The organism is Mesorhizobium sp. J18 (assembly GCF_007829525.1).
Taxonomy (GTDB): domain Bacteria; phylum Pseudomonadota; class Alphaproteobacteria; order Rhizobiales; family Rhizobiaceae; genus VLJP01.
This window is the reverse complement of the sequence record NZ_VLJP01000070.1, coordinates 1-10,559: the sequence shown is the minus strand read 5'-3', so window position 1 is coordinate 10,559 and position 10,559 is coordinate 1. Positions and strand designations below refer to the sequence as shown.

12 protein-coding genes are annotated in these 10,559 nt (G+C 60.3%); 6 read left to right on the top strand and 6 right to left on the bottom strand.

The window, feature by feature from the left end; genetic code table 11:
• The first annotated feature begins 69 nt into the window (after positions 1-69).
• Positions 70-768 carry an IS6 family transposase gene (locus tag L598_RS19475; protein WP_144862852.1) on the top strand — a complete coding sequence of 233 codons (699 nt, stop codon included), beginning with the start codon at positions 70-72 and terminating at the stop codon, positions 766-768.
• A gap of 228 nt (positions 769-996) precedes the next feature.
• Here L598_RS19475 and L598_RS19470 read toward each other — a convergent pair whose 3' ends face one another.
• Both L598_RS19470 and L598_RS19465 read right to left on the bottom strand, forming a co-directional pair.
• The gene (locus tag L598_RS19470; RefSeq protein ID WP_144865376.1) at positions 997-1,662 is read right to left on the bottom strand and encodes an SMC-Scp complex subunit ScpB; all 666 of its coding nucleotides are present in this window, start codon (positions 1,660-1,662) and stop codon (positions 997-999) included.
• 3 nt (positions 1,663-1,665) lie between these two features.
• Positions 1,666-2,397 carry a DUF1403 family protein gene (locus L598_RS19465; RefSeq protein ID WP_246658843.1) on the bottom strand — a complete coding sequence of 244 codons (732 nt, stop codon included), beginning with the start codon at positions 2,395-2,397 and terminating at the stop codon, positions 1,666-1,668.
• Between the two features lie 468 nt (positions 2,398-2,865).
• Here L598_RS19465 and L598_RS19460 point away from each other — a divergent pair, with 468 nt between their 5' ends.
• From L598_RS19460 to L598_RS19440, 5 genes are all read left to right on the top strand, one after another.
• Positions 2,866-3,120: a type II toxin-antitoxin system VapB family antitoxin gene (locus L598_RS19460; RefSeq protein WP_144865374.1), complete on the top strand. Its 255-nt coding sequence runs from the start codon at positions 2,866-2,868 to the stop codon at positions 3,118-3,120.
• Positions 3,120-3,524, top strand: coding sequence for a type II toxin-antitoxin system VapC family toxin (locus L598_RS19455; protein WP_144865372.1), 405 nt, complete (start codon positions 3,120-3,122; stop codon positions 3,522-3,524). The genes L598_RS19460 and L598_RS19455 overlap by 1 nt, the downstream gene beginning before the upstream one ends.
• A 124-nt stretch (positions 3,525-3,648) precedes the next feature.
• A complete protein-coding gene (locus L598_RS19450; RefSeq protein ID WP_246658842.1) occupies positions 3,649-4,680 on the top strand; it encodes a site-specific integrase in 1,032 nt (343 codons plus the stop codon).
• Between the two features lie 83 nt (positions 4,681-4,763).
• The gene (locus L598_RS19445) at positions 4,764-5,099 is read left to right on the top strand and encodes a type II toxin-antitoxin system RelE/ParE family toxin (protein ID WP_144865367.1); all 336 of its coding nucleotides are present in this window, start codon (positions 4,764-4,766) and stop codon (positions 5,097-5,099) included.
• Positions 5,096-5,407: a helix-turn-helix transcriptional regulator gene (locus L598_RS19440; protein ID WP_144865365.1), complete on the top strand. Its 312-nt coding sequence runs from the start codon at positions 5,096-5,098 to the stop codon at positions 5,405-5,407. The genes L598_RS19445 and L598_RS19440 overlap by 4 nt, the downstream gene beginning before the upstream one ends.
• 69 nt (positions 5,408-5,476) lie before the next feature.
• Here the strand turns inward: L598_RS19440 and repC are convergent, their stop codons facing one another.
• The 4 genes from repC to L598_RS21550 form a co-directional block, all read right to left on the bottom strand.
• The gene (gene repC / locus L598_RS19435; RefSeq protein ID WP_144865363.1) at positions 5,477-6,814 is read right to left on the bottom strand and encodes a plasmid replication protein RepC; all 1,338 of its coding nucleotides are present in this window, start codon (positions 6,812-6,814) and stop codon (positions 5,477-5,479) included.
• 151 nt (positions 6,815-6,965) lie between these two features.
• A complete protein-coding gene (gene repB, locus L598_RS19430) occupies positions 6,966-7,952 on the bottom strand; it encodes a plasmid partitioning protein RepB (protein ID WP_144865361.1) in 987 nt (328 codons plus the stop codon).
• Positions 7,949-9,157, bottom strand: a complete 1,209-nt coding sequence (gene repA / locus L598_RS19425) for a plasmid partitioning protein RepA (RefSeq protein WP_144865380.1) — start codon at positions 9,155-9,157, stop codon at positions 7,949-7,951. The genes repB and repA overlap by 4 nt, the downstream gene beginning before the upstream one ends.
• A gap of 750 nt (positions 9,158-9,907) precedes the next feature.
• Positions 9,908-10,363, bottom strand: coding sequence for a hypothetical protein (locus tag L598_RS21550; RefSeq protein ID WP_186445118.1), 456 nt, complete (start codon positions 10,361-10,363; stop codon positions 9,908-9,910).
• Positions 10,364-10,559 lie beyond the last annotated feature (196 nt).

The window sequence follows — 10,559 nt, the reverse complement described above, 5'->3', positions numbered from 1 at the left end:
GGATCTGTTGCAAACTTTTCAGCAACGAGGTGATGGCATGAGGTCAGCTCCAATTTCGGAGCGTATTGCATGTTCAAAGGCCGTCATTTCGATCGATCCGTTATCTTGCTGTGTGTGCGGTGGTATCTGGCATACGGCCTGAGCTTGCGAGATCTGAAGGAGATGATGGCCGAGCGCGGCATCGGCATCGATCATTCGACGATACACCGCTGGGTGGTCTATTTCTCGCCGGTGCTATTGAAGAGCTTCAATCGACGGAAGCGAGCCGTCGGTGGCAAGTGGCATTTGGACGAGACGTATATTAAGGTTCGCGGCCAGTGGATGTACCTCTACAGGGCGATCGATAGCGCAGGCGACACGGTGGAATTCTGGTTCAGCAAACACCGTGACCTGCCGGCGGCGAAGCGCTTCATGCGCAAGGCTTTGGCCCGCCATGGCCGCCCGGATCGTATCGTCATCGACGGCAGCCAAACCAACCGGGAAGCAATCATTTTCTGCGACGCCGAGAGCCGGTTGAAGGATCGGTCACGGCGCCAATTGAAGGCGATCCGCATCCGAAGCAGCAAATACCTCAACAACCGGATCGAGCAGGATCACCGACGTATCAAGCGGCGGGTACGACCGATGATGGGCTTCAAAGCATTCTCCTCGGCAGCCATCACCCTGGCCGGCATCGAGATGGTTCATATGATGCGCAAGCGGCAAGGGCGGTTCGCCTTCAACCCAGCTCCGTCACTCAAGCAACAGTTCGAGGCAATTGCCGCCTGAATTGCGTCCGGCAAAGTGGCGCCGAGTGCCCTCCAGAAAATTTGCAACACAACCCGTTCCGCACGCCAAACAGATCGACACCATTCTGCCGCTGGCCGCGTCTTCCATTCCTCTGAACGTTTGGATCGCCGAGCAAGCCTCGCCATAGCGCGACGGAGGCGCGCTCGAACGCCTGTTCGTCGGCGGGTTTCGGAATTTGCGTAGCGGCTAGAAGCGACATGATGTGGTTCACACCATATCGTCGTCATCGAGCGCGGTCGCTTCCGCGGCGAGCGGGATGTCGCCTGCCAACAACTTTTCCTTGCTGAGCAGGCCGGCATCCTCGAGCGCTTCCATGTCAGGCAGGTCGCGCAGCGTGTCGAAACCAAAATGCGACAGGAACTCCTTCGTTGTCACATAGGTGTAGGGGGCGCCGGGCTGCGGGCTTCGCGGACCGGCGGCGATGAAGCCGAGCGCGCGCAGATGGCCGATCGTGTCGCGGCTGACCTCCTTGCCGAAGAACTGTCCGAGCTCGCCGCGGGTGATCGGCTGGAAATAGGCGATGCACATCAGCACCAACGCTTCGGATTGCGACAGTGCGGAGTCCTGAGTCCCGAGCCCTGTGGCGGCGCGGATTGCATCGCTAAAACCCTTCTTCGTGCGGTGCTGCCAGCCGCCGGCGACGGCCACGAGCTCGTAGGGCCGGCCGCGCAGCTCGTTGCGGATGTCGTCGATGATCAGGTCGAGGTTGCACTCGCGCCCTACGACGCGGGCGAGCACGTCGCGGCCGACCGGCTCGGGCGACGCGAAGATCACCGCCTCGACGCGTCCCATCCATTCGCGCCAGCGCAGTTCTGCCGGCAGATCGACGAGCTCGGCATCGAAGGCTTCCAGGGAGCGCGCGCGCCGGGCCATGATTCAGAGCCCGTACAGCCGGAAGGTCGGCCGGCCGGTGAGCTCGCGCACGGCGCTTAAGCTCACCAGGCGCTCGAACAGACGCCGGCTCGAGCGGTCGCTCGCCGCCTTGCCGGTCTTGGCCGGCTGCGCGTCCTCGCACAGCAGGATCGCCACCATCATGTCGGCGTCCTTGCCGCGCAGCTGCGGCGCCGCCTCGAGCAGCTTGTCGGCGCGCCGCGCGAGGTCACCGTAGAGGTCGGCCGCGGCCGCGGCACCGCGTGCATAGGCGAGATTGCAGGCCGTGCGCCACGGACTGGCGCCTTCGACGTGCGCCGCGGCATGGCGGAGGTCGCCGCGCTTCAGGTGAGCCGCCAACAGCGGCACCGGCACCGGCCATTTCAGGCGGTGCGCCAGCACCGCGTCGGCGAGCCACAGCGCCAGCGGCCGGCAGTCCGGCCGGAACCGCAAGCTTGTCGCGGCGACCGCCGCGGCCGCGCCGACCGGGCTCCCCTGCCCTTTCATCTGATCGGTCGCGAAGGCGATCGTGTCCTGCAAGGCTTCGTCGAAGCGATGCGCCAGGAGCGCGGCGAGGTTGATCTCCCAGTCCGCTGTGCGCACGACTGAGCGTTCGCCAAGCCATCGCCATGCTTTCAGGAGGCGGCCGGCCGGGCCGGGATCGTCGCCTTCGCGCCGGTGATACCAGTGGTCGCGCAGCATGGCCTCGTCTTCCGTCCGCCCCTCCTGCCGCGCCAGGGCCGCGGCGCAGGCGAGCGCCAGGCGCTGGCGCCAGAGTGCTCGTGGCGGGCGATCGGATGCAGGGCGGAAAGCGCCGCGCCGGCGAGAAAATCCGCGTCGTCAACGGCTTCGGCAGACGCCGGCGGCCGCGCCCATGCCGGGAAGGGCGGGAAGCTGGGAGGAGCGTCAGGGATGATTCGCGCGCGCGAGGCCATGCCGGAGCGTAGCTCAGCGCGGCGCTTTTCGCCAGAGTTCGTGTGCTTAACCGCCGGGCCTGTCGTAGATAAAAAATGACCGATAATGTTGCATTATCGGTCGTTTTATGAGAACTCCGAGAAATGGCCTCTCTCGTCGATCAAAACCCCGAAAATCGTGCTCACCACGGCTCCGCTCAATCACAGGAACGGGTCGAAAGCGCCGTGCATTCCAGCATCGGATAGAGTATATAGGCTGAAGGTAGACAATCAGGAACCTAGGAACACCCCCATGGCCCTCAGCATCAAGGATCGGGAAACGGAACTTTTAGCTCGCAAGCTCGCCCAGCGCACAGGTGAGACCATCACTGTTGCGACCAAGCGAGCCCTCGAGGAGCGACTGCGCAGGACAGGTTCTGACGCGCGCAAGGCAGCGCTGCTGGAAGATCTGGAGGCAATTCGCAGACGCTGGAGCGCCCAACCGGTCCTCGACGATCGAACGCCAGACGAGATCATCGGCTACGACGAGAACGGAATTCCGTCCTGATGGTTATCGACACGTCGGCGATCGCTGCGATTGCGTTCGATGAGCCGGAGGCCAGAGGCTTCCACGAGAGAATTGCGGACGACCCTGTGCGCCTGATATCGGCTGCGACCGTCCTTGAAGCAGCGATGGTCATCGAGGCGCGACTTGGAGAAGCAGGCGGTGCGGATCTCGATCTCTGGCTCCACAAGACCGGTGCAGAGATCGTGGCGGTTAGCGCGGAGCACGCAGACCAAGCCCGTCGTGCCTGGCGGCGCTACGGAAAGGGACGGCATCCGGCCGCTCTCAATTACGGCGATTGCTTCTCCTATGCACTGGCCAAGCTCAGCGGCGAGCCGCTCCTTTTCAAGGGCGATGATTTCTCGCAAACCGACATCTCATCTGCGGTGCGCGCCAATGAACGCTAGTGGCCGCTCGACACCTCCGACCGACGAACACGACTGCGACCCACCACAATCCGGGCTATCCAACGTCGCAGCGTCGGATGTCGAGGTCGACGATCTGCCCGACATCATCGATATCGTCGCGGAAATGGGTCGAACACCGGCCGAAGCCCCCTCCCCTCCCCTACCGGCCCATCTGGAGCAGCTCGCCGGCCGGGCCCGCGACTATGTCGAGGCGGCGAGTTCGGCCAACACCCGCCGTGCCTATGCGTCGGACTGGAAGCATTTCACCAGCTGGTGCCGCCGCGAGGGTTTTTCTCTCATGCCGCCCGATCCCCAGATCGTCGGGCTCTACATCACGGCACTGGCATCCGGCAACGCCGCAGGCATGGCGACCGGGGAGAAAAAATCGGTGTCGACGATTGAGCGGCGGCTCTCCTCCCTCTCGTGGAATTATGCTCAGCGCGGCCAGCCGCTCGACAGGAAGGACCGCCACATCGCCACCGTCATGGCCGGTATCCGCAACAAGCACGCGGCACCGCCCAGGCAGAAGGAAGCGGTGTTGCCCGAGGATTTGATCGCCATGCTGGAGACGCTCGACCGCGGCACCCTGCGCGGCCTGCGCGACCGCGCCATGCTGCTCATCGGCTTTGCCGGGGGTTTGCGCCGCTCCGAAATCGTCGGGCTCGATGTCGGCCGCGATCAAACACAGGATGGCCGCGGCTGGATCGAAATTTTGGACAAAGGCATTCTGGTAACGCTGCGCGGCAAGACCGGCTGGCGCGAGATTGAGATCGGCCGCGGCTCGTCCGACTCGACCTGCCCCGTCGTGGCATTGGAAACCTGGCTGAAATTCGCCCGGATTGCTCATGGCCCGGTCTTCCGCCGTGTTACCGGCCAGGGCAAAGCCGTCGGCACCGATCGCCTCAACGATCAGGAGGTCGCGCGACTGGTCAAGCGGGCGGCGCTCGCGGCAGGCGTTCGTGGCGATCTGTCGGAAGGCGAACGTGGAAAGCTCTTCGCCGGCCATTCGCTGCGTGCCGGGCTCGCCTCTTCGGCCGAGGTCGATGAGCGCTATGTGCAGAAGCAGTTGGGTCATGCCTCAGCGGAGATGACGAGAAAATACCAGCGGCGGCGCGACAGGTTTCGGGTCAACCTGACCAGGGCCGCCGGGCTGTAGGGGAGAAGTCCCCTCCCCTGCTGCTGGGCAATCGCGCTCCGGTCGCACTTGTGTCGTGTTATCAAATTTGATAATACCTGGCCATGAGGGAGATCGCCTGGATCAAAGCCGCGCAGAAGGATTTTCGAAAGTTCCCGAAGGCCGTTCAGGACATCATGCTGGACGCGCTTGCGATCGCAAGCTTCGGGCAAAAGGCCGATCTGGCAAAACCGATGAAGCAACTGGGATCGGGCGTCATGGAAATCGCCCTACCCTATCGTTCCGACGCTTACCGGGTGATTTATGCCGTCCAGATCGGCGATGCCGTTTGGGTGGTGCATGCGTTTCAGAAGAAATCGACCAAGGGCATTGCGACGCCCAAGAAAGAGGTCGACCTCATCAAGGCGCGGCTTAGACAAATACGGGAGATGGAGTCATGAGCGAAGACAAGATCGAGATCGTCAGAGGCAGCGGCAATGTCTATGCTGACATGGGTGATCCCGATGCCGATACCAAGCAGATGAAGGCCTTCCTGGCGGCCGAGATTATCGCGGTGCTGGATCGCCGGCATCTCACCGTCAGAGCCGCGGCGGAAGTGACCGGCATTACCCCGTCGGACGTTTCGAACATTCGCAATGCCCATCTTTCCAAGTTTACCATCGATCGGCTTGTGCGGGTTTTGAATCGGCTTGACCGAAAGGTAACCGTGGCGGTTGAAAAGGCCGGGCACGGAACGATAGCCGCCTGATCGCCGCGCTCTGCCGTTCCCACCGAACTGCAACTGCCGTCGCCTCGCCCAGCCTGGAAAAGATACGCGCTAGCGCCATTTCGGCTTGTCCAGGCTGCGGCGCAAGGCGTCGGACACCTGCAGCCCGTTGCCATCGCGGGACGCAGTGTCGTGACGGCGCTTGACGGTGTCGGCCCCCGCCCCGTCCTCGCCGCCTGCCTGACTGCCATCGAGCTTGGCTCTCAGCAGCGCCATGATCATCGGCCAGGTCGAGAATTTGCCCTCTCTGGCGCGATCAGTCAGGCTGCGCAGATAGCCGCCGGCGCTGCTGATCTGCTCGCCCTTTTGGTAGATCGCCGCCAGGGTGATCGCCGCCTGCTGCTCGCCCAGCACAGCTTTCGCGTCTTCCCAGGCGCTCGGGCTGACGCCCAGCATCGGGCGGACCGTCTCCGCCGCAGCCAGAAAATCGCGCCAGTGGCGTATCTGCCCGCCTTGTGCGACCTCGCGCAGGTTCGAGCAAGCGTCCAGCACAATGCCCAAGGGCAGCTCCCGTCTCGGCAGGCTGCGTATGTTGTCGGTTTCTGCGGCGCTGGCGGCCGCTTCTTTCGCATTTCTTGAGTCGTATTTAGATTCAAAATTAGGTTCTGGATTTGAATTCTGTATATGGCGACCAAAATGGGACTCATTGGCGTCCGGATTCTGCGATTTTGCGAATGATTCCAGTATCTCGCGGATCTCGACCCAAAGCTCATGCAGATCGTCGCAGATGCTCTCGATGTGTTGGCGAGGTGCTGAGCGCGGCAGGCGGGCGATGATCGCCTGATAGGCCAGCTGGACGCGGCCCCAGTTGCCGGGGACCTTCTCCTCAATACCGGCGTCGATCATCTTGACGATGTCGCGGCGCAGAAGCGTCAGGCGTTCCTTGGCGACGCGAAACGCCTTCTTCTCGGCCTGGACGGCATCAGCCAGATCCTTGAATTCCTTGGCACGGGCAACGATCGGCGAAAGGTCGAAGCCGTAGGCCTGCTCGATCTCCCCTCCCCTACCCTTGCGGGCAAAGCGCTTGCCGTTCGGGCTGTCGCGGCGGATGATCAGCCCGCATTTGACGAGCACGGCGAGATGCCGGCGCAGCGTCGTTGCCGGCATGCCATTGGCGCGGGCCATCAGCTGCTCATTCGAGGGCCAGACGATCAGCCCCCCGGCGCCCGTCAGCTCGGTCTCCCGGTGAAACGAGAGCAGCGCGTTGAGGATCGCCAGCGAACGGTCCGTGGCGCCCAGAAGATCGCGCGCTTGGCGGATATGCTGAAAGGCATGCCACTTGTTGACAGCGGCATCAGGGGGAATGTCCTGCGTCACCATCTGGCTTGCAATTTGGCCAAGCGACACCGGCCGCCGCCCAAAAGGCGTCGTTGAGATATGCGTCTGCATTCCTTCACCTACCGTTAGGCAAAAGAAACCTGCTCGCCGAAACGACGCCTAGACTCTTGACAGTGATTCGCGGAAATGAGATTCTCGGTTCGCTACAACACGAGAAGGGCTTCCGCGGTTCGCCGTTCGGGGGCCTTTTTCTTTTGCGGTTTCAGTTCTCCTGTTTCGATTTCCAGTCGGCATAGAGATCGTCCAGCCGACCTTTAAGGTATTCGCCAAAGCCGACGTCGGTTCCGGCCGTTTTCAGGGAAACCGTGTAAACCTTCCCGCTATCCTTGATCTTCGCGGTGACTTTGCCACCTTCCGGCTTCCATTCGCTGAATGATGGCTCCGCCTTTGGTTTCTTGGCTGCTTCGACCAAAAGAGTCATGAGGCGCTCGTCCGAGCTCAGGGCCTGGAATTCCGGCCTTCCGATTACTCGCCTCACGGCCTCAAGCACGTCAGGATTGCTGATTTTGGCAGCGATATCCATCCATCTTCGGCGGCCTGCACTTGGAGCAGGGCCGATTGCTTTCACGATCGAGGATGGTATGGCTTTGGTCACCGAGAGCAGCTTTGACAACTCAGTCTTGTCAGTCGACAGCGCTTGCATGATGACATTGCGGCCGAAACCGTGGCTTTCCAAGCTGGCAGCAAATGTAGCCCGCTCGATGTAAGAGAGATTGCGGCGCGCTGTATTCTCAACGCCCTGAGCCACCACGAGTTGGTCATCAGTCATGGACCGGATGACTGCCTTAACCTTCCGTTTCAGGAGATGCGCGGCACGAAGCCGCCGATGACCGTATGCGACCTGATACCGACCTTGGACTTCAGGATGTGGGCGGACAAGAATCGGGACTTCCTGCCCGTTGGCCTCAATAGATTTTACCAGGTCATCCTCGGTCACCTCGCCGTCAAGGCGGTCGCGGATGAAAGAACCGTCTATGAGTAAAGGATCGAGCTCGACAACTTTCTCTCCAGAGGCCAAGGCCTCCTGCAGCGCCTGGGCCTCCTCATCCATGCGGTCGAGAGCCAGTCCCATCGTGCGAACGGGACCTGCCAAAACCCTACCAGACGTGCCCTCCTCTGAAAAGTTGGCCGCGGCCAACTCACGGCTGGTGTCGGCAAATATACCCGTCAGTTTATCTCTTCTACTCATTGGCGCCCCCAGACGTGTTTAATCTCGTCCAGGATCTCACCATTTACAGCGTCGAGGGACTCGATTACGCGATCGTATGTCGAGCGGCGAACCTGCCCACGCTCGATCTCGTATAGGGTTTGCTTGGTCAGCCCGGCATCCGCAATTGCCGTCGATTTGAGAACCGTCGCCGCGAGAACCTCATCCCCAAACAGGTTGCGCAACAGAGCTACGATCTGTGCCTGCGGACCGTCATGCGGCTCATGCCGGGTGACGACGTACCGAATGAAATCGTGGCTAAGATCGCCGCCTGCCTTGCGAACGACGGAAAGAAGATCTGACGTCATCAGCAGAAACTGCGACATCGAGGCAACGTCTACCATTTGCGGGTGGATTGTGATAAGCAAACTTGTCGCGGCGCATACTGCACCAAGCGTAAGATACCCGAGCTGCGGAGGACAATCGATGACAATAATATCATAGTCAGCCTCAACGTCGGCGATCGCATTCCCAACACGCTTGAAAAAGATGTCTCGATTGCTTGTCTTCCGTTCGACAAGAGCCGTCGGCGTCTCATGCTCAAATTCCATAAGCTCTAGATTCCCGGGAACGAGGTCGAGCCCAGCAAAATAGGTCTTGCGAATAACTTCCTTGAGCGGCCGCCGTTTCTCATCGTAACGGATCGCCCCATAAAGTGTGTCACTCTCCTGCAGATCGAATTCGGGTTGCACTCCCAGCATCGAAGTAAGTGATGCCTGCGGATCAAGATCGATTGCGAGTACCCGATAGCCTTGAAGAGCCAGATATTGAGCAAGATAGATTGTTGTTGTTGTCTTCGCCGAACCGCCTTTAAAATTCGCAACCGCAATCGTTTGAAGTTTCTCACCTCGACGCCGCCATGGCAGGTATGCCAACCCGTCCTTTGGTTTCATTGAGGCAATATGGTGCCGCAACTCATTTATCTGCTCGAGCGTGTACGAGCGGCGGCCCGTAGACGAAATCTCGGGGGAGGGACCTTTACCATCGATAGACAACTGACGGAGATACCCGTCGGAAACCCCGATAAGTTGAGCTGCCTCTCCTGAAGTGAAGGTCTTCATTCCCTTTTGAGAAGACGGTGGGAAGAGACGTTCCCCAAGAAGCTGAAGCTGCTTTGAGAGCTGGCGCGCGTGTTGTGCAATTCGCGCATCCGAAGAAACGGCCGTCGATACGTTTTGATTCTGCAACATCGATTTCCCCTTTCGATGCGCTTTTTAGGCCGAATTTGCTAAAAAACCGTATCGAAAATGCCATGATTCGGTAACCATGCCAAGAACTGTGAGACATCAATGGGATCGCGGAGTTCTGTATACAAGTTGGCCGCGGCCAACTTAGCTGTTCGCGCCCGGCTATAGGATAGCTGGCGTGGAAAGATGGTCACAACAACTGATTTAGTTCGACACATGTAAAACGAGGCCACCAGGCACGCGAGGCGCAATAGGGGCGCCAGAGGTGAATACGCCAGCACTAAATGGTGTCTCGGCAGAGGAGGAAAGTAGGTCCGATAGTCGCCGCATCGCCTCGTGAACGCCGATCCTGCCCAACTCGGCCAATGCCTAATCCAGCATGCACGGGAAAGCGTTCCCTTGCATACCAGGCGCGGCCTAATATCTGCGCTGAAGTGCTATATCGGGAATGAAATCCGCACAGAAGTGCCAGCCCAGGGCTGAGATGTAATTTCCAGTTTGCCTCTGAGGGCGGCGAGCATACGTGCGCAACCGGTCAAGCCTAGTCCGGTATGTGATCCCGCTTTGGTCGAGAAAAATGGGGTTCTCGCCCTTGCGAGTACCTCGGGCGTCATCCCTACACCATTGTCATTGACCTCAACAAATAACCGGCGCTGCCCGAAGATCCTCCCATTTATCACACGCGCCACGATCTTGATCCGAGCGGCCGGCCTGCCGCAAACGGCCATCTCTGCATTTTGCACAACTTCATCAAGAACCAGGCGTATCGGCGTTGCCGGCACCAATGCGTCCGCTGCATCCGAGCTTATGCGTAAGTCGAGCCTGCAAGGACAGTCCTTCCTTATCACTTCTAAAATCTCCGCTAGCCGCTCCCGGCGCGTGTCCTTCGAGCTGCTGTGCAGCTTTCGCTGCGGGACGTAGCATCTCGGGGTGTTTCACGCTCTCTTCGTCCTGATAGCTCAGGAACAGCTTTAGCGCTGCGATACGCGACCGCGTCATGTGTGCATAAAGCGAGGAAAAGGATCTCAGTTGTTGCTCCTGGTGTCGCGTGAAGGCGTTTCGCAAATGAATGACTGTGTAGCCGATAGCGGCGAGAGACAAAGCAACGGCAAAGAGGAACCTGTTCCGGGAAGCGGCTTCGGCAATGTGTGCCGCAGTGTTCAACGTTTCGGCATGTGCGACCGCAGTGCCGGAAACCTCGAACATTCGCTGTTCGAGATCCGGCATAACCCGAAGCGCACTCTCGAAATTTGTGCCTCCCTTTGATCGGCCCCCACGGACGGGTCCAATTTGATTGTTAGTGCAATGATGGTCGCGGCGCCAGCGCGGGCGGCATTGCTGGTTGGGGTTGCAGGGCCGCCCGCGCGAATGCCGGGATGAAGACCTCGGGTGCCGGCGGCTT

What these genes read in the sequence shown, in the direction of transcription:
- L598_RS19475 (WP_144862852.1), top strand. Translation starts at nt 70, where the DNA reads ATGTTCAAAGGCCGTCATTTCGATCGATCCGTTATCTTGCTGTGTGTG.
- L598_RS19470 (WP_144865376.1), bottom strand. Translation starts at nt 1,662, where the DNA reads ATGGCCCGGCGCGCGCGCTCCCTGGAAGCCTTCGATGCCGAGCTCGTC.
- L598_RS19460 (WP_144865374.1), top strand. Translation starts at nt 2,866, where the DNA reads ATGGCCCTCAGCATCAAGGATCGGGAAACGGAACTTTTAGCTCGCAAG.
- L598_RS19455 (WP_144865372.1), top strand. Translation starts at nt 3,120, where the DNA reads ATGGTTATCGACACGTCGGCGATCGCTGCGATTGCGTTCGATGAGCCG.
- L598_RS19450 (WP_246658842.1), top strand. Translation starts at nt 3,649, where the DNA reads ATGGGTCGAACACCGGCCGAAGCCCCCTCCCCTCCCCTACCGGCCCAT.
- L598_RS19445 (WP_144865367.1), top strand. Translation starts at nt 4,764, where the DNA reads ATGAGGGAGATCGCCTGGATCAAAGCCGCGCAGAAGGATTTTCGAAAG.
- L598_RS19440 (WP_144865365.1), top strand. Translation starts at nt 5,096, where the DNA reads ATGAGCGAAGACAAGATCGAGATCGTCAGAGGCAGCGGCAATGTCTAT.
- repC (WP_144865363.1), bottom strand. Translation starts at nt 6,814, where the DNA reads ATGCAGACGCATATCTCAACGACGCCTTTTGGGCGGCGGCCGGTGTCG.
- repB (WP_144865361.1), bottom strand. Translation starts at nt 7,952, where the DNA reads ATGAGTAGAAGAGATAAACTGACGGGTATATTTGCCGACACCAGCCGT.
- L598_RS21550 (WP_186445118.1), bottom strand. Translation starts at nt 10,363, where the DNA reads ATGTTCGAGGTTTCCGGCACTGCGGTCGCACATGCCGAAACGTTGAAC.